This window comes from Streptomyces sp. NPDC111656 (assembly GCF_055656965.1).
This window is the reverse complement of the sequence record NZ_JBVKCA010000005.1, coordinates 596,158-612,660: the sequence shown is the minus strand read 5'-3', so window position 1 is coordinate 612,660 and position 16,503 is coordinate 596,158. Positions and strand designations below refer to the sequence as shown.

The 16,503-nt window shown below is 69.9% G+C and carries 15 protein-coding genes; 5 read left to right on the top strand and 10 right to left on the bottom strand.

Translation table 11 applies throughout. The annotated features are described in order from the left end of the window. Positions 1 to 321: transposase (locus ACZ7M3_RS18960; protein ID WP_472064566.1), on the top strand; the 321-nt coding region annotated here is incomplete at its 5' end. A 37-nt stretch (positions 322 to 358) separates the two neighbouring features. Here ACZ7M3_RS18960 and ACZ7M3_RS18955 read toward each other — a convergent pair. The 4 genes from ACZ7M3_RS18955 to ACZ7M3_RS18940 all read right to left on the bottom strand — a co-directional run bounded on the left by ACZ7M3_RS18955 (position 359) and on the right by ACZ7M3_RS18940 (position 6,176). Further along, positions 359 to 2,113: an NAD+ synthase gene (locus tag ACZ7M3_RS18955; RefSeq protein WP_452964371.1), complete on the bottom strand. Its 1,755-nt coding sequence runs from the start codon at positions 2,111 to 2,113 to the stop codon at positions 359 to 361. 260 nt (positions 2,114 to 2,373) lie between these two features. Next, the gene (locus ACZ7M3_RS18950) at positions 2,374 to 4,323 is read right to left on the bottom strand and encodes a S53 family peptidase (protein ID WP_472064564.1); all 1,950 of its coding nucleotides are present in this window, start codon (positions 4,321 to 4,323) and stop codon (positions 2,374 to 2,376) included. Between the two features lie 546 nt (positions 4,324 to 4,869). Next, positions 4,870 to 5,502 (bottom strand): DUF305 domain-containing protein, encoded by a 633-nt coding sequence (locus ACZ7M3_RS18945; RefSeq protein ID WP_095855030.1) that lies wholly within the window; start codon positions 5,500 to 5,502, stop codon positions 4,870 to 4,872. Positions 5,503 to 5,507: 5 nt separating this feature from the next. Continuing rightward, on the bottom strand, positions 5,508 to 6,176 hold the full coding sequence (locus ACZ7M3_RS18940; RefSeq protein WP_472064562.1) for a DUF3105 domain-containing protein: 669 nt from the start codon (positions 6,174 to 6,176) through the stop codon (positions 5,508 to 5,510). A 193-nt stretch (positions 6,177 to 6,369) separates the two neighbouring features. Here ACZ7M3_RS18940 and ACZ7M3_RS18935 point away from each other — a divergent pair, with 193 nt between their 5' ends. Then, positions 6,370 to 6,831 carry an Rrf2 family transcriptional regulator gene (locus ACZ7M3_RS18935; protein ID WP_472064561.1) on the top strand — a complete coding sequence of 154 codons (462 nt, stop codon included), beginning with the start codon at positions 6,370 to 6,372 and terminating at the stop codon, positions 6,829 to 6,831. A gap of 114 nt (positions 6,832 to 6,945) precedes the next feature. Here the strand turns inward: ACZ7M3_RS18935 and ACZ7M3_RS18930 are convergent, their stop codons facing one another. Next, a complete protein-coding gene (locus tag ACZ7M3_RS18930; RefSeq protein WP_472064559.1) occupies positions 6,946 to 8,136 on the bottom strand; it encodes a globin domain-containing protein in 1,191 nt (396 codons plus the stop codon). 328 nt (positions 8,137 to 8,464) lie between these two features. Here ACZ7M3_RS18930 and glnA point away from each other — a divergent pair, with 328 nt between their 5' ends. After that, entirely contained in the window at positions 8,465 to 9,826 is a 1,362-nt protein-coding gene (glnA, locus tag ACZ7M3_RS18925; protein ID WP_054230834.1) for a type I glutamate--ammonia ligase, read from the top strand. A gap of 226 nt (positions 9,827 to 10,052) precedes the next feature. Here glnA and ACZ7M3_RS18920 read toward each other — a convergent pair whose 3' ends face one another. The 3 genes from ACZ7M3_RS18920 to ACZ7M3_RS18910 form a co-directional block, all read right to left on the bottom strand. Continuing rightward, positions 10,053 to 10,388 (bottom strand): hypothetical protein, encoded by a 336-nt coding sequence (locus tag ACZ7M3_RS18920; protein ID WP_472064557.1) that lies wholly within the window; start codon positions 10,386 to 10,388, stop codon positions 10,053 to 10,055. 489 nt (positions 10,389 to 10,877) lie between these two features. Beyond that, the gene (locus tag ACZ7M3_RS18915) at positions 10,878 to 11,537 is read right to left on the bottom strand and encodes a GNAT family N-acetyltransferase (protein ID WP_472064555.1); all 660 of its coding nucleotides are present in this window, start codon (positions 11,535 to 11,537) and stop codon (positions 10,878 to 10,880) included. 141 nt (positions 11,538 to 11,678) lie between these two features. Then, positions 11,679 to 12,170 (bottom strand): FBP domain-containing protein, encoded by a 492-nt coding sequence (locus tag ACZ7M3_RS18910; protein ID WP_472064553.1) that lies wholly within the window; start codon positions 12,168 to 12,170, stop codon positions 11,679 to 11,681. Between the two features lie 71 nt (positions 12,171 to 12,241). On the opposite strand from ACZ7M3_RS18910, the gene ACZ7M3_RS18905 reads away from it, so the two are divergent. Continuing rightward, on the top strand, positions 12,242 to 12,835 hold the full coding sequence (locus tag ACZ7M3_RS18905; RefSeq protein ID WP_472064551.1) for a TetR/AcrR family transcriptional regulator: 594 nt from the start codon (positions 12,242 to 12,244) through the stop codon (positions 12,833 to 12,835). 111 nt (positions 12,836 to 12,946) lie between these two features. Next, on the top strand, positions 12,947 to 14,119 hold the full coding sequence (locus tag ACZ7M3_RS18900; protein ID WP_472064549.1) for a GDSL-type esterase/lipase family protein: 1,173 nt from the start codon (positions 12,947 to 12,949) through the stop codon (positions 14,117 to 14,119). 38 nt (positions 14,120 to 14,157) lie between these two features. Here the strand turns inward: ACZ7M3_RS18900 and ACZ7M3_RS18895 are convergent, their stop codons facing one another. After that, entirely contained in the window at positions 14,158 to 15,183 is a 1,026-nt protein-coding gene (locus tag ACZ7M3_RS18895; protein WP_472064548.1) for a TolB family protein, read from the bottom strand. Continuing rightward, on the bottom strand, positions 15,180 to 16,502 hold the full coding sequence (locus ACZ7M3_RS18890; RefSeq protein WP_393015762.1) for an MFS transporter: 1,323 nt from the start codon (positions 16,500 to 16,502) through the stop codon (positions 15,180 to 15,182). Before ACZ7M3_RS18890 ends, ACZ7M3_RS18895 begins: the two co-directional genes overlap by 4 nt. Between the last annotated feature and the right edge of the window lies 1 nt (position 16,503).

The following is a 16,503-nucleotide window of genomic DNA, read 5'->3' as shown; positions in this document are numbered from 1 at the left end:
GGCGACGGCACCAGCTTTCCCACCGCCGCCCACCTGGCCTCCTACGCCGGCCTCGCCCCGACAACCAGGTCGTCGGGGACCTCGATCCACGGCGAACACGCGCCAAGAGGCGGCAACCGGCAACTCAAGCGGGCGATGTTCCTGTCCGCGTTCGCCGCCCTGCACGATCCCGCCTCCCGCACCTATTACGACCGATGCCGGGCCCGCGGAAAGACCCACACACAGGCTCTTCTCCGCCTCGCCCGCCACCGCATCAGCGTGCTGTTCGCGATGCTCCGCGACGGCACCTTCTATGAACCCAGAACCCCACGCCTCGCTTGACGAAAGACATAGAGGCACCCCCCCGCCCCCGACGGCGTCACGCGTGCTCGCGCCACCGATTGGTGATCGGCAGCCGCCGGTCCTTCCCGAATCCCTTGGCTGAGATCTTCGTGCCCGGCGGATACTGCCGGCGCTTGTACTCCGCCGTGTCCACCATCCGCAGCGTCTTCACCACCAGCTCCCGGTCGAAGCCCGCCGCGACGATCCCGTCCGCCCCCTCGTCCCGGTCCACATACCGCTCGAGGATCGCGTCCAGCACGGGATAGTCGGGGAGGGAGTCCGTGTCGACCTGGTCGGGACGCAGCTCCGCGCTCGGCGGCTTGGTGATCGAGTTCTCGGGGATCGGCGGGGTCTGCCCCCGCTCGGCCGCCGCCCGGTTCCGCCACTCCGCCAGCCGGAAGATGGACGTCTTGTACACGTCCTTGATGGGCCCGTACGCGCCCACGGAGTCGCCGTACAGCGTCGAATACCCCACCGCCAGCTCGGACTTGTTCCCCGGCGCCAGCACGATGTGCCCCTCCTGGTTGGAGATGGCCATCAGCATGGTGCCCCGCAGACGCGACTGGAGGTTCTCCTCGGCCAGCCCGGTCAGCCCCAGCGACGACATATACGCGTCGAACATCGGCTCGATCGCCACCGTCCGGAAGTTCAGCCCCGTCCGCCGCGCGAGCTCCGCCGCGTCCCCCTTGGAGTGGTCGGAGGAGTACTTCGACGGCATCGAGACCCCGTACACGTTCTGCGCACCCAGCGCGTCGCACGCGATCGCCGCGACCAGCGCCGAGTCGATGCCGCCGGACAGTCCGATCAGCACGGACCGGAATCCGTTCTTCGCGACGTACGCCCGCAGGCCGACGACCAGCGCCGAGTAGACCTCCTCGTCGGCGTCGAGCCGCTCCGCGTACCCGCCGGCGAGCTCCGCCTCGTACGCGGGCAGCGGTTCCTCCGACAGCACCAGCCGCTCGATCCGCAGCCCGTCGTCGACGACACCCGTCACCGGCTCGGCGGCGCCCGCCGGCAGCTCCAGGTCCAGTACGACGCACCCCTCCGCGAACTGCGGCGCGCGTGCGACGACCTCCCCGTCCCGGTCGACCACGATGGAGTCGCCGTCGAAGACCAGCTCGTCCTGCCCGCCGATCATGGCGAGGTAGGCGGTGGTGCAGCCGGCCTCCTGGGCCCGCTTGCGCACCAGTTCGAGGCGGGTGTCGTCCTTGTCGCGCTCGTACGGCGAGGCGTTGATGGAGAGCAGCAGCCCGGCCCCGGCGGACCGGGCGGCCGGCACGCGCCCGCCGTCCTGCCAGAGGTCCTCGCAGATGGCGAGGGCCACGTCGATCCCGTGCACCCGCACGACCGGCATGGTGTCGCCGGGCACGAAGTAGCGGAACTCGTCGAACACGCCGTAGTTCGGGAGGTGGTGCTTGGCGAAGGTCAGCGCCACCCGGCCCCCGTGCAGCACGGCGGCGGCGTTCTGCGGGGCGCCGGCCGGCTGCCCGTACTTGGGCTGGGCGGTCTCGGACCGGTCGAGGTAGCCGACGATCACCGGCAGCTCTCCGAAGCCCTCGTCGGCCAGCCGCGCGGCCAGCGCGCGCAGCGCCGCGCGGGAGGCCTCGACGAAGGACGACCGCAGGGCCAGGTCCTCGACGGGATACCCGGTCAGCACCATCTCGGGGAACGCCACCAGATGCGCTCCCTGCTCGGCGGAGTGCCGGGTCCAACGGACGATCGCCTCGGCGTTGGCGGCGAGATCACCGACGGTCGAGTCGATCTGATTCAGGGCGAGGCGTAGTTGAGGCACGGGCCCAGTGTAATCGTCAGAGCGACGCAATGGGGTGTGGGGCGCCCCACGTGGAGACGCCCGGGCCGCCGGCGCGGCAGTGCGGTGCGGTCCCGTGGACAGCGTCGGCCGTCCCCACCGCGCCGGACTCCTCTTCGGCCCGCCCGGGGCGGATTACCCCCACGGGGTATACGGCACAGCTGGGCCGACCGTCCGCCCGGAAACGCGGACGCCCGCCCCTCGACGAGGGGCGGGCGCGGCGGAGAGGTGACGGAGGACCGTCAGTGACCGTGCTGGGAGCGGTACGACTCGACGTAGCCCGAGGTGGGCGTGCCCACACCGGTGACGTCGTCGTAGCCGCGCACGGCCTTCAGGGAGCTGTCCTTGCCGAGGCTGCGGACGGAGGTGAGCAGACCGCCCGAGGCGTCGATGGAGTTGGCGAAGTCCACGCGCGCCACGGCGAGTTCGGAGCCCGTGGGGGTGTCCGTCACGTCGTGGTACGCCTTGGAGCCGTACTTCGCGTAGATCGACGGGTTGGCGAAACCGATCGCCTTGCCGCCGCGCGCCTCCTGGGCCAGGGCCTGGACGGCCGCGATCACCGGCGCGGCGAGCGAGGTGCCGCCGATCCGGTACTCGCTGTACTGCTGGGACCCGTCCGGGAAGGTCTGCGTCTGGCCGACCTTGAAACCGGTGTTGGGGTCGGCGACCGCCGCGATGTCCGGCACGGTGCGCATGGCCGTCGTGCCGTTGGCCTTGGCGAGCGCGCCGGGCACGACAGCCTTCTGGTAGAAGGGCTGCGCCACGGTCTTGCTGGTGCCGCCGCCCGCGCCCGAGGTGAAGGCGCCCGGGAAGCCGGTCCAGCTCTTGCCGTCGGCCGCGAGCGAGGCCTTCTCGGTGCCCCAGCCGGTCTCGAACTGGTACTTGTCGCCCTTGCCGACCGCCAGCGACGTACCGCCGACCGCCGTCACCCACGCCGAGTTGGCCGGGGTGTCGACCTGCTTCGTGCCGGTGTTGGCGACCTCGTCACCGTTGTCACCGGAGGAGAAGTAGAAGCCGATGCCCTCGACCGCGCCGAACTGGAAGGTCTGGTCGTAGGCGGCCGCGAGGTCCGGCGTCTGGTTGGCCTCGATGTCGCCCCACGAGTTGGAGACGATGTCGGCCAGGTGGTTGTCGACGATCTTGTTCAGCGAGTCGAGCAGATCGTTGTCGAAGCAGGACGCGGCACCCACGTAGGTGATGCTCGCGTCCGGCGCGACGGCGTGCACGGCCTCGACGTCGAGGGTCTCCTCGCCGTACCAGCCGGCCGCCCCGCACGCCTCGGTCTGCGTGTAGGTGCCGGGCAGCACCTGACGCAGCTGGCTGCTGCTGTACGCCGAGTCACCGTGCTTCTTGGCGTACGTGGCCGCGTCGAACGCGATGGTCGGCGAGGCGTACGCGTCGGTGATGGCGACCCGCACACCCTTGCCGGTGCGCTTGCCCGCGCCGTAGGCGGCACGCAGCTGCTTGCCCGTGTAGCCCTCGACCGCGTACGGGATCTTCTTGCCGTACGCGTTCGGCAGGGTGCTCGCGGTGTTCGAGCCGTAGTACGAGGAGAACGGTCCGGCGTTCTTGAAGACCGCGTCCGGGGGCGGCAGCGTGTCGTCGTGCGTCGCCTTGTGCGGGGCGTTGTCCAGGCCGGTGACGGTCAGGACGGCGCCGTTGAGGGCGGCCGGCGCGGAGGCCGTCTTCGACGGCGCGCGGTAGGTCTTGTTGCCCTTGGCGTAGTTGTGCAGCTGGGTGCCGAACGCCTTCTCGGCAGCGGCCACGTCACCGGTGACGGAGACGTAGTGCTGCGTGGTGCCGGTGACCTTCAGGCCCGCCGACTTCAGCCACGAGGTCACCGCGGCGACCTGCGCCTTGGTGGCACCGAAGCGGGCCTGCGTCTGCTTGGCGCTGAGGTACTTGCCGTACGAGGCCGAGTTCGGGTCGGACACGGCCTTGGCGTACGCGGCCAGACCGGCAGCGTTCCGGCCGGCCAGGTAGACCCGGGCGGAGACCTGGGAGTTGTCGGACGAGGCCCCCTTGTCCGCCTTCGCCGTGGCCCACGCGGGCTTGGTGCCCGTGAGGGTGTCCCGGCTGGGACCGTCCGCGGCGTTGGCCGTGGGTATACCGAGCGCCAGCGCGCCGGCGAGCAGCGGCAGTGTTGCTGCCATGCTCACCCCGGCGCGCATGGTGGCGCGATTGGATCTCATAAAACCCCCTGCGATGCGGTTCGTCGCATGTGTGGTCGTTCGTGATGTGCGAGACCGTGTGCCGGAATTGAGGACGCACGGAATGGATCACGCTGGGGTCACTCTGGCGATGAACCGTTCATGCCAGGGGAATGAGAAGGCCAAGGAAACACCAAGTGGCCGCGAATAAAGGTTATTTGGGACGGTATGACGTCACCCTCGCCCCGGATGTAGGGATATCCCTCGTTTTCTTGTAAAGGGGTTCCCAACTTCTGTGAGCGTATTGCGACATCGGCGGGTTCGTGGTTCGACCCGGCGACGGTAAGCGCTTCGCGGCCCGGGGCGTGCGGGGGCTTTGGGGCGGTTGGAGTCCGAAGAGTCTCACCGGTGCAGTCAGGGGGAGGTGCCTGGGGTCGATCGCGTCATGAAGGACGGGTCGACGCCTGACGAGGGGGGCCGGGGTGGCAGGGGGGAGGGGGTGACGGCGACGGGTCCGGGATTCGACACCCCGGACCCGTTCACGCACAGCCGTTCACACGCGGCCGTTCACATCCAGCCGTCCTCGGCCTAGTCGCGGGCCTTCGCGCCCCGCTCCTTGAGCATGTCCGCCATCAGCTGGATCTCCGACTGCTGCGCGTCGACCATGCCCTGCGCGAGCTTCTTCTCCACGCCGACGGTGCACTTCGCGACGCAGCCCTCGGCCATGTGGATGCCGCCCTTGTGGTGGTCGGTCATCAACTGCAGGTAGAAGACCTCGGCCTGCTTGCCGTTCAGCGTGTTCAGCTTCTTCATCTCGGTGTTGGTCGCCATGCCGGGCATCAGCGCGCCGTCCTTGCCGGACGCCATGTCGCCCATGCCCATCCACGTCATGGGCCCGTCCGCCGACACCTTCGGCAGCTCCCACAGGTCGAGCCAGCCCAGCAGCATGCCGCGCTGATTGGCCTGCGTCTGCGCGATGTCGTACGCGAGCCGCCGCACCTCCACGTTGTCCGTACGGTCGCGCACGATGTACGACATCTCGACGGCCTGCTGGTGATGGACCGCCATGTCCCGCGCGAAACCCGCGTCCGCCGAGTCGGCCGACGGCACCTTCGTCCCCGAGGACCCCGAGCCGTCGCTCTCGGCGACCGCGTACGTGATCGCCCCGGCGGCCACCAGCACCGCCGCCGTGGTCCCCGCGATCCAGCCCACCTGGCGCATCTGGCTCACTGCGACAGGCCGTTGGTGCAGGCGGCGCCCGGCTCGGGCGTCTGCTTGCCCTGCACGAACTCCGAGAAGAACTTGTCGACGTTCGGGTCGCTCGCGCTCGTCACCGTGCGCTGCTTGCCCCACGCGTTCAGCATGATCGGGTCCTTCTGGTCCTCGACAGGGCTCATCAGGGTGTACGGCGTCTTCTTGACCTTCGCTTCGAGTGCCTTCACGTCGGCGTCGGAGGCCTTGCTGTTGTACGTCACCCACACCGCGCCGTGCTCCAGCGAGTGCACGGCGTTCATGTTGTTGATCGCCTTGCCGTAGACGTCGCCGTTGCAGTTCATCCACACCGGGTTGTGGTTGCCGCCGACCGGGGGCTCCATCGGGTATTTCACGGTCTTGGTGACGTGGTTGCGGGACAGCGTCCCCGACCAGGTCTCCACGCCGTCCTTACCCGTGACGAAGTGCCCCGAGCCGCCCTTCGAGTCCCTCGCCGAGGTGCTGCTGTCGTCGGACTGCGACTTGACCAGGACGACACCGCCGACGACGAGACCGGCGACTATGACCGTGCTGGCCGTGATCGTGAGGATCCGGTTACGACGCTCCCGGGCACGCTCGGCCTTGCGCATCTCTTCTATGCGCGCCTTGCGCTGCGCGGAGGTGGTGTTCTTGGCGGAACCCATGGCGAGTCCTTATGGGGATGGGACGGTCGGGTCCGCTGATCGTAATGGGGCGAGGGTGCCCAGTACGAAGGGAGGGCACAGAATGTCGAAAGGAGACACCCTGTGGCGCAGCCCCGCAAAGGCGGGAGGCGGCGCTGTTCGGATGAGCCGTGGATAATTTGAGCGGCAGATGCGTATTAACTACGCTGGTGCCATGAGGCTGCTGCGCTCCACCGACCTGGCCCTGCGTGTCCTGATGCGGCTCGCCGTCGCCGACGGGTCGACTCCCACCACCCGCGAGGTCGCCGCGGACATGGATGTCCCCTATACCCATGCCGCGAAGGTCGTCGCCGAGCTCCAGCACCTGGGACTGCTCGCGGCCCGCCGCGGCCGGGGCGGCGGCCTCGGCCTCACCGAAGCGGGGCGTACGGCTTCGGTCGGCGCGATCGTCCGCTCCTTCGAGGGCGACGGTGACGTGGTCGACTGCGAGGGGGCCGCGCCCTGCCCGCTCCACACCGGCTGCCGGCTGCGGCGTGCGCTGCGGCGGGCTCAGGAGGCGTTCTTCGCCTCGCTGGACCCACTGACGGTGGCGGACATGGTCGCCGCGCCCACGGGGCCGCTGCTGCTGGGAATCTCCGGCAGGCCGACCTCGGCTTCGACATCCGATGACGACTGACACCTAGCGAAATCTGCCATCTACCATCTGCCATCCGTCATCCCATCCGTCATCTGACGTCTGATAGCTGAAGTCCGCCGTCTGCTGTCTGCCGCCTGCCGTCAGTCATCCGCCTCAGCCCTGCGCAAGCCAGAGATCCGGCCCGAACACCTCGTAGTGAATGTCGGCCGGAGCCACCCCCTTGTCGATGAGCTGCCCCCGCACCGCCCGCATGAAGGGCAGCGGCCCGCACAGGTACGCGCGCGTCCCCGACGCGACGGCCACGGAGGAGAGGTCCGCGCGCCCGGGGCGGCCGGCGCCCTCGGCGTCCTGCTCGTACCAGAAGTGGACGGCGGCGTCCGCGAGCTTCGCCGCGTACGCCTCGTGGTCGGCGCGCAGCGCGTGGTCGGCGGGGGAGCGGTCGGCGTGGACGACCGTGACGGGGGCGCGGTGTCCGGTGAGCGCGAGCTGTTCCAGCATGGCGATCATGGGGGTGACGCCGATGCCGGCGGAGGCGAGCAGCACCGGCGCGTCCGTGTCGTCGAGCACCAGATCGCCGTACGGCGCGGAGAGCTCGATCGTGCTGCCGACGTACACACGCGTGTGGAGGTGGTTGGACACCTCGCCGTCGGGGCCCGAGGCCTCGCCCTGCACCCGCTTGACGCCGATCTGCCGTACGGGGGAGCCGGGGGCGCTGGAGAGGCTGTACTGGCGTATCTGGTGGGCGCCGTCCGGCAGCTCGACGCGTACGGACACGTACTGGCCCGCCCGGAAGTCCGGCAGCGGCCCCCCGTCGGCCGGGCGCAGCCGGAAGGTGGCGACGTCGGCGGTCTCCTCGACGCGTTCCACGACCTCCCAGACCCGCCACCCACCCCTCCCGTCGCCGTGCTGTGCGTACAGCCGCCGCTCGATGGCGATGAGGGCGTTCGCCATCAGCCAGTAGACCTCGTCCCAGGCGGCCTCGACCTCGGGCGTGACCGCGTCGCCGAGGACCTCGGCGATCGCCGCGAAGAGGTGCTCGCGCACGGTCGCGTACTGCTCGGGGGCGATCCCCAGGGAGGCGTGTTTGTGCGCGATGCGGTTCAGCAGCACGTCGGGGCGCTCGTCCGGCCGCTCGACGAGGTGGGTGGCGAAGGCGGCGATGGATCCCGCGAGGGCCCGGCGCTGGGTGCCGGAGGCCTGGTTGCCGCGGTTGAAGAGGTCGCGGAGCAGTTCCGGGTGGGCGGCGAAAAGCCCTTCGTAGAAGCGGTCGGCGATCTCGCCGATGGCGGCGCCGACGGCGGGGAGGGTGGCGTGGACCGTGGCGGCGGACTGCTCGGACAGCATGGGGGCTCCTCAAATGGCTGGGGCGGAAGGGGGCTTGCGGTCCCCGTTTCTGCCCTGCACAGTAATAAAACTTGCATCTGAGATACAAATTAAAGTTCACAGGGAGAGAGTCTGGGGGTCGGCCATTACAGACAGGCGGATGAGCAGGCAGTATGGGCACCAGAGCAGGACACCTGCCGTACGCGAGGCGTTCAGACCGCGGTCGCCCGGGCGATCATGGTCCGCAACGCGCATGAAATGGTGTTGTGGTGGGATGCTCAGGTGCCCCGACCGTCCCCGAGGCGTGGGAGCAGGCGACCTGACCAGCAAGGATGGGTGGAAGCGGAAGATGGACAAGCAGCAGGAGTTCGTGCTCCGGACACTGGAGGAGCGGGACATCCGGTTCGTTCGGCTGTGGTTCACGGACGTGCTGGGCTTCCTCAAGTCGGTGGCCGTGGCTCCGGCCGAGCTGGAGCAGGCCTTCGATGAGGGCATCGGCTTCGACGGCTCGGCCATCGAAGGTTTCGCCCGTGTGTACGAGTCCGACATGATCGCCAAGCCGGACCCGTCGACGTTCCAGGTGCTCCCGTGGCGCGCGGAGGCCCCCGGCACGGCCCGCATGTTCTGCGACATCCTGATGCCGGACGGCTCCCCGTCCTTCGCGGACCCGCGCTACGTCCTCAAGCGCGCCCTCGCGAAGACCTCCGACCTGGGCTTCACCTTCTACACCCACCCGGAGATCGAGTTCTTCCTGCTGAAGGACCGCCCGCTGGACGGCTCGCGCCCGACCCCGGCCGACAACTCCGGCTACTTCGACCACACCCCGCAGAACGTCGGCATGGACTTCCGCCGCCAGGCGATCACCATGCTGGAGTCGATGGGCATCTCGGTCGAGTTCTCCCACCACGAGGGCGCCCCCGGCCAGCAGGAGATCGACCTGCGCTACGCAGACGCGCTCTCCACGGCCGACAACATCATGACGTTCCGCCTGGTCATGAAGCAGGTCGCGCTGGAGCAGGGCGTCCAGGCGACGTTCATGCCCAAGCCCTTCTCCGAGCACCCCGGCTCCGGCATGCACACGCACCTCTCCCTCTTCGAGGGCGACCGCAACGCGTTCTACGAGTCGGGCTCGGAGTACCAGCTGTCGAAGGTCGGCCGCTCCTTCATCGCGGGCCTGCTGAAGCACGCGGCGGAGATCTCCGCCGTCACCAACCAGTGGGTCAACTCCTACAAGCGCATCTGGGGCGGCTCGGAGCGCACCGCGGGCGCCGGCGGCGAGGCCCCCTCGTACATCTGCTGGGGCCACAACAACCGCTCCGCGCTCGTCCGCGTCCCGATGTACAAGCCCGGTAAGACCGGGTCCGCGCGCGTCGAGGTCCGCTCCATCGACTCGGGCGCGAACCCGTACCTGGCCTACGCCCTGCTCCTGGCCGCCGGCCTGAAGGGCATCGAGGAGGGCTACGAGCTCCCGCCCGGCGCCGACGACGACGTCTGGGCCCTCTCCGACGCCGAGCGCCGCGCGATGGGCATCGAGCCCCTGCCCCAGAACCTCGGCGAGGCCCTCACCCTCATGCAGCGCAGCGAACTGGTCGCCGAGACCCTCGGCGAACACGTCTTCGACTTCTTCCTCCGCAACAAGAAGTCGGAGTGGGAGGAGTACCGCTCCGAGGTCACCGCCTTCGAGCTCCGCAAGAACCTGCCGGTGCTGTAGGCGCAGGTCAGCAACAGTTTTCGACGCGCGCACGTAGGGCCGACGGTCAGGAACCGTCGGCCCTGCGGCGTCTCGGCGGCCCGGGGCCGTGTCCGGGCCCTCACGGCGCTGAATCGGTGCCCGTGTACCTGTCCAGGTGGAGCAGGAGGAGTGCGCCCGGCGGCCGCACGGCGGAGCCCGCTCCGCGGACCCTCGGGACGCCCGGCGCAGGGCTCCGCGAGATGCCCTACCCCTCGTCCTCGTCGCAGGTTTTGTCGTAGGCGGCCTCGTAAGCCGATGTGTAACCCGCCTTGTACTTCGAGTTCGACTGCTTCGGGGCGAAGCTCTTCTTGTAGTTGCAGTCGTTGCCGTCCTGCGCCCCGGCCGCCGCTCCGTCCTTCTTGCCCTGTTCGAAGGCTGTACGTGTCTTCGTGGGCTTAGGGGTGGGCTTAGGGGTTGGGGCCGGCGGTGCGGACACCACCGAGACGTCCGAAGCCTGCGACAGGGCCGCGGGCGAGATCGTCAGGGCTGCGGCCGCGATGAGGGGGCTTGCCAGTAGTGCGATGGTTCGTTTCGCGCGCATAGCGATCTTCTCCCTGCGAAACTGGTAAGCGGAGACGGTGCCCCGCCCCGGTCGGAGCATCACTCACGCGGTTTCGGACCAGGGAGCGGAATCTGCAGCGCGATGCGCTGGGCACGGTGGGTCCGGTGAATTCCGGCTTCTGACGCCCACTTTTCCGCTTGCTCGCTACGTGGTGTCAGTAGTTCGACCGTAACGAGCCTCGTCCGATGTGTCCACTTATGGCCCGACCCCTTTGAGGCCGCGAGTCGGTCCATCCGGATCGAGGAACTCGGTAACGGGTGCTTGGTCGGGCGCCGTTGCCGTCCGACCGTGCTGCCCTGCGGAGGCTCGCCAAGGCTTCGACCACCGATGAGCCCAGCTCGCCGCTGCGTCACGTCATCCCCCGGCAGTACAACACCCTCGAACAGGCCGGACCGTCGGGCTTCCGTCAAGTCCCTCTCCGGCAGCTGCTCGGAGGGGGCATCGTCCTCTGCGGCCATTCCCCTTGGCTCATCCGCCCGTCATCTCGGACGCTCCTCGACCGGGGTTGCCCCGGGCGCTCGCCAACGCCCGGACGTTCCATGGTCTGGCCGCGGCTTTGGCGGTGACCCGGGCGCGCAAGGCATCGCGGACGGTGGGCCATTCGTCGGCGAGCAGGCTGTAGTAGAGGGAGTCGCGGCGGGTGCCGTCCGGGCGGCGCATATGGCTGCGCAGGGTTCCTTCGTGGACCAGGCCGAGGCGGGCCAGGGCCTGCTGGGACCGCACGTTGAGGTTGTCGGTGCGCAGGGCCAGCCGGGCCAGGCGCAGGTCTTCGAAGGCGTGGGCGAACAGCAGCAGTTTGGACTCGACGTTGTAGGGGCCGCCCCAGCAGGAACGGTCGAACCAGGTCGCGCCGATCTCGGTGCGGCTCTCGGCCAGGTCGAGGTCGTACATGCTGGTCGAACCGATCACGGTGCCGTCGGCACGGCGCTGCACCGTGAAGCAGCGCCGCGTCGGATCGGCCGTCATCTCGCCGAGCCACTCGCGCAGTTGGGCCACGGTCTCGGGTCGTGCCCGGGGCATCCACCGCCAGACCTCGGGGTCGGACGCCGACGGGAAGAGGGCCTCGGCGTGGTCGGGAGACAGGCGGACGAGGCGGACGACGGTGCCCTCAAGCGGCTGGTTGGTCACCGGAGCAGAATAATCCGGTGGCCGGTGGCGATCTCCTTCTCGCGGGCCGCCGGGCCTTCCCCATGGGCCTTCCCCATGGGCCTTCCCCATGGGCCTTCCCCATGGGCCTCCTCGTTGGAGTGCGACAGGGGCCGTACGGCGTCACGCCGTCACCTTCGTGAGGAACGCCGCCAGGTTCGTCACCGTTCGTTGGATCTTCTCCTCCAGCGTGAGTGACTCGTGGAGGCGGGCGCCGGCGCCCGCCTCCTTCTTGCCTCGTACGTACAGGGAGCAGGAGAGGTCGCTGCATATGTAGGCGCCGACCGAGTTGCCCTGCTGGCCGGCCTTGCCCGCCTTCGGGGCGACCATCAGGGAGACGCCGCCGGTGTGGGTGGTCAGGCACATCGAGCACATGCTGCGCCGGGTCTGCCAGGAGGTGGGGCTGGGGCTGCGCAGGACCAGGGCCTTCGGGTGGCCGTTCAGTTCGAGGACGAGGTAGGTGCGTTCGGGGGACTGGGGGTCTCGCCAGCCGAGGTAGTCCAGGTCGTCCCAGGGGTGGTCGGCCAGGTCGCGTGGGACGGACAGGCGCTTCGCCTCGCCCTTGGTGCAGTTCACGAACGCGGCGCGGATCTCTTGTTCGGTCAGCGGCTTCATGGGATGCATGGTAAATTGCCTAAAGGTGTTAGGCAAATGCATTAGTTGTTGTGGTGAATGGGAGGATGGTTATGGCGCGTGTCGGGCTGACCACGGAACGTCTGGTCCTCGCGGGGGCGGAGCTGGCCGACGAGGTCGGGTTCGACCAGGTGACCGTCTCGGAGCTCGCCAGGCGCTTCGACGTGAAGGTCGCGAGCCTGTACTCGCACGTGAAGAACTCCCAGGACCTCAAGACCCGGATCGCCCTGCTCGCCCTGGAGGAACTCGCCGACCGGGGCGCCGCCGCGCTGGCCGGACGGGCCGGTAAGGACGCCCTGGCCGCTCTCGCGAACGTCTACCGCGACTACGCCCGGGAGCATCCCGGCCGCTATGCCGCCGCCCAGTTCAGGCTCGATCCGGCGACGGCCGCCGCCAGCGCCGGTGGGCGGCACGCGCAGATGACGCGGGCGATCCTGCGTGGCTACGCGCTGACGGAGCCGGACCAGACACACGCCGTTCGGCTGCTGGGCAGCTTCTTCCACGGCTACGTCAGCCTGGAGATGGGGGGAGGGTTCAGCCACAGCGCCCCCGACACGCAGGAGACCTGGGTGCGGATGCTGGACGCCCTCGACGCGCTGCTGTGCAACTGGCCCGCGAACGCAGCGGCGACAACGCGACAGCAGTGACAGCCACCGGGTCCCCATCCGCCCCCTGATCGTCCCGTCGGAATCGTCCTGCCGGAATCGTCTCGCCGGTCGATTCCGGCACCCGAGAGCTTTGACGGAGACACCGAGACCATGACCACCGACCACGACTGGATCACCACACCCATCACCGCCGACCTCCTGCGCGGTGCCCTCGACCTGGAGCCCACCGAACGCGGTGTCCTCCCGCACCGCCTGCCCGCCCGGGCCCGCAGGCAGATCCCCGACGGACAGCTCGCCATGGCCGAGGCCCAGCCCTCCGGCGTACGGCTGGTCTTCCGTACCCGGGCCACCGCCGTCGAGCTGGACACGTTGCCCACCAAGCTCGTCTACGTGGGCGCGCCGCCTCGTCCGGACGGGGTGTACGAGTGGGTCGTCGACGGCCGGCCGGCGGGGCGGGCGAGCGTGATCGGCGGCAATGCGATGACCATCGACATGGTCACCGGAGCGGCCTCGACCCGGCCGGGAGCGGTCGGGACCCTCCGTTTCGACGGTCTGTCCGACGGCGTCAAGGACGTCGAGATCTGGCTGCCGCACAACGAGACCACCGAACTCGTCGCCCTGCGCACCGACGCCCCCGTCGAGCCCGCGCCGGACCGGGGACGCAAGGTGTGGCTGCATCACGGCAGCTCCATCAGTCACGGTTCCGACGCCGCCGGGCCCACCTCCACCTGGCCCGCGCTCGCCGCCTCCCTCGCCGGTGTGGAACTGATCAACCTGGGGCTGAGCGGGAGCGCTCTGCTCGATCCGTTCACCGCGCGGGCCATGAGGGACACCGCCGCCGATCTGATCAGCGTCAAGATAGGGATCAACCTGGTCAACACCGATGCGATGCGGTTGCGTGCCTTCGGCCCGGCGGTGCACGGCTTTCTCGACACCGTCCGTGACGGGCATCCCACCACGCCGCTGTTGGTCGTCTCGCCTCTTCTCTGTCCCCTCCACGAGGACACGCCCGGGCCCACCGCCCCGGACCTCTCCGATCTCGGTGCGGGGCGGGTGCGGTTCCTGGCCATGGGAGATCCGGCGGAGCGCGCCAGCGGGAAACTGACGTTGCGTGTCATCCGCGACGAGCTGGCCCGGATCGTGGAACAGCGGGCGGCCGAGGATCCGAAGCTGCACCACCTGGACGGCCGGGACCTCTACGGCGAGGCCGACTTCGCCGAGTTGCCGCTGCCCGACCGGCTCCACCCGGACGCCGCCACCCACCGCCGTATCGGCGAACGCTTCGCCGAGCTGGCCTTCACCGCCCAGGGCGCCTTCGCCTAGTTCACGTACGCCTTCGCCTGGTTCCCGTACGCCGTCGGCTAGTTCACGTACGCGGGAGACACCGCCGCGGTGCTGATGCGGCGCGGCTTGCCCGTGCCGTCGGACGGGACGGTGTAGAGGTCGGCTCCGTAGTCGCCGGGGAGGGCGTAGACGATCGTGCGGTCGTCGCGCCAGACCGCCTGGTCGTCGACGCTGCGGGACTCGGCCAGCGGGGTTTCGCGCATCGTGCGCAGGTCGAGGACGTACAGGTGCCAGGGGGCGTCCTTCGACAGGCCCGGCACGCGCTTCTTGTAGGCGACGCGCGTGCCGTCGGGGGAGAGGGACGGGCATTCGACGTTGGTGTGCAGGGTCGTGACGGTGCGGGCCCGGAGGTCTCCTCGGACCAGGTACGTCCTGCCCTTCGTCGCCAGCGTCGCGTAGAACGTGCGGTCGTCGGCCGCGAACGTGACGCCCCAGAAGTTGATGTCCGCCGCGTGGTACGTCCTGCCGTCCTTCACGACGCGGAACGCCTCCACGGAGGGGGTCAGTTTCCCCGTTCTCGTGTCCACGATCGCCGCGCGCGTGGAGAAGTTCGTCCCCGCGTACGAGTCGCCGCCGACGAAGGCCGTCCACGCGGCGTACCGGCCGCTGGGGGAGACGCGGGCGCGGGACGGGATGCCGGGGACGTCGTAGCGGGCCGACTCGCGCAGGCGCGTGTCGAGGATGACGGCCCGGTAGGTGTCCTGGACCGGGCCGTGCACCGACTGGAGACAGACGCCGGTGCCCGCGGCCGCGTAGAAGCGGAGGCACTTGACCTTCGACGCCGTGCGGGGCCCCGAGGGGTTCGACGCCGGGACCGTCGTCAGTTCGTCGCGGTGCGGGCCCCAGGCCATGTTCCGGAAGATCATGCGGCTCCCGGACCCGGTGGCGAGCGCGACCGTGCCCCCGGTGATCCTCGGGCCGCCGGGCTGGGTCTGGTTCTTGCGGTCCGCGCGGGCCGAGGCGTGCAGGACGGAGGCCGTGGCCACGCCCGCCAGCACGACCAGCGCCGAGATCAGGACCAGGATGCGGGCACGAAGGGTCATGCGAGGCCTTCTGAAGGTGCGGAGGGGGTGGGACGGCGGAGTGTGAGCGCGAACAGGGCGCAGAGTGCCAGCGCCACCGTCGACGCCGTGAGCGCCGTACGGTCGCCCCAAGCCGTCCACGCCGCGCCGAAGCCGAGCGAGCAGACGAATCGGGCCAGGGCCTGGCCCGTCTGGACGAGGGCGAGACCGGACGAGCGCAGTTCCTCGGGCACGCTCTCCGAGGCCACCGCCATCAGCACGCCGTCGGTGGCGGCGTAGAAGCAGCCGTGCAGGAGCAGGACGGCGTAGGGCAGTGCCGTTCCGTGCCAGGAGGTGAGCAGGAGGGCGTACGCGAGGAGCAGGGCGCCGTGGCCGGCCAGGAACACCCGCCAGCGGCCGACCCGGTCCGCGAGGCGGCCGAGCGGGACGGCCAGGAGCAGGAACGCCGCCGCCGTGCCGAGGGGCAGCAGCGCGAACCAGCGGTCCGGTACGCCCAGGCGCCGCTGGAGGAGCAGGTAGACGAAGGAGTCGCTGACCGTCGCGAGGCCCAGGAGGAGCGCGCAGAGGGTGACGCGGCGCAGGTCGGGGCGGGCGAGGAGGGCGAGGGCCGCGCGCAGGGTGGGGCGGGGTGCGGTGTCCCCGGAGGTCTTCTGCGGTGCCGTCTGGGTTCCTGCCCTTGTCGCTGTCGTACGCGCACCGTTCGGCACGAACAGCACCAGGACCAGTACGCCCACCACCGCCACGCAGAAGCTCACCGTGAACACCGCGTCGTACCCGTCGACCGTGGCCCGCAGGATCAGGAAGGCCACGAGGGGACCGAACAGCGCGCCCGCCGTGTCCATCGCCCGGTGCACGCCGAACGCGCGCCCCCGTGTCTCCGGCGTGCTCGACAGTGAGATCAGCGCGTCGCGTGGGGCCGTGCGCAGGCCCTTGCCGGTGCGGTCGGCGGCCAGGATCAGGCCGATCGGGGTGAGCGTGTGGGCCAGGAGCAGCAGGGGCTTGCAGGCCGCCGAGAGGGCGTAGCCGAAGCCCGCCACCCACTTGTGGCGGCCGCCGCCGCGGTCGGCCAGGTGGCCCCCGATCAGCCGGACGAGTGCCGAGAAGCCGTTGTAGATGCCGTCCAGGAGGCCGAAGCCCAGCGGTGACAGGCCGAGGCCCGTCACCAGGTACAGGGGCAGTACCGCCGTGACCATCTCCGAGGAGACGTCGGTGATGAGACTGACCGTGCCGAGCGCCAGCACCGTGGGCGCGACCGCGGCACGGCGCCGTCCGGCACGAGGCCGGACGGCGCCTTCCGCGGACGCCGCACTCGTGGAGGCGCGGCTGTCCGCCACGTACATC

What these genes read in the sequence shown, in the direction of transcription:
- ACZ7M3_RS18950 (WP_472064564.1), bottom strand. Translation starts at nt 4,323, where the DNA reads ATGAGATCCAATCGCGCCACCATGCGCGCCGGGGTGAGCATGGCAGCA.
- ACZ7M3_RS18945 (WP_095855030.1), bottom strand. Translation starts at nt 5,502, where the DNA reads ATGCGCCAGGTGGGCTGGATCGCGGGGACCACGGCGGCGGTGCTGGTG.
- ACZ7M3_RS18940 (WP_472064562.1), bottom strand. Translation starts at nt 6,176, where the DNA reads ATGGGTTCCGCCAAGAACACCACCTCCGCGCAGCGCAAGGCGCGCATA.
- ACZ7M3_RS18935 (WP_472064561.1), top strand. Translation starts at nt 6,370, where the DNA reads ATGAGGCTGCTGCGCTCCACCGACCTGGCCCTGCGTGTCCTGATGCGG.
- ACZ7M3_RS18930 (WP_472064559.1), bottom strand. Translation starts at nt 8,136, where the DNA reads ATGCTGTCCGAGCAGTCCGCCGCCACGGTCCACGCCACCCTCCCCGCC.
- glnA (WP_054230834.1), top strand. Translation starts at nt 8,465, where the DNA reads ATGGACAAGCAGCAGGAGTTCGTGCTCCGGACACTGGAGGAGCGGGAC.
- ACZ7M3_RS18920 (WP_472064557.1), bottom strand. Translation starts at nt 10,388, where the DNA reads ATGCGCGCGAAACGAACCATCGCACTACTGGCAAGCCCCCTCATCGCG.
- ACZ7M3_RS18910 (WP_472064553.1), bottom strand. Translation starts at nt 12,170, where the DNA reads ATGAAGCCGCTGACCGAACAAGAGATCCGCGCCGCGTTCGTGAACTGC.
- ACZ7M3_RS18905 (WP_472064551.1), top strand. Translation starts at nt 12,242, where the DNA reads ATGGCGCGTGTCGGGCTGACCACGGAACGTCTGGTCCTCGCGGGGGCG.
- ACZ7M3_RS18900 (WP_472064549.1), top strand. Translation starts at nt 12,947, where the DNA reads ATGACCACCGACCACGACTGGATCACCACACCCATCACCGCCGACCTC.
- ACZ7M3_RS18895 (WP_472064548.1), bottom strand. Translation starts at nt 15,183, where the DNA reads ATGACCCTTCGTGCCCGCATCCTGGTCCTGATCTCGGCGCTGGTCGTG.
- ACZ7M3_RS18890 (WP_393015762.1), bottom strand. Translation starts at nt 16,502, where the DNA reads ATGTACGTGGCGGACAGCCGCGCCTCCACGAGTGCGGCGTCCGCGGAA.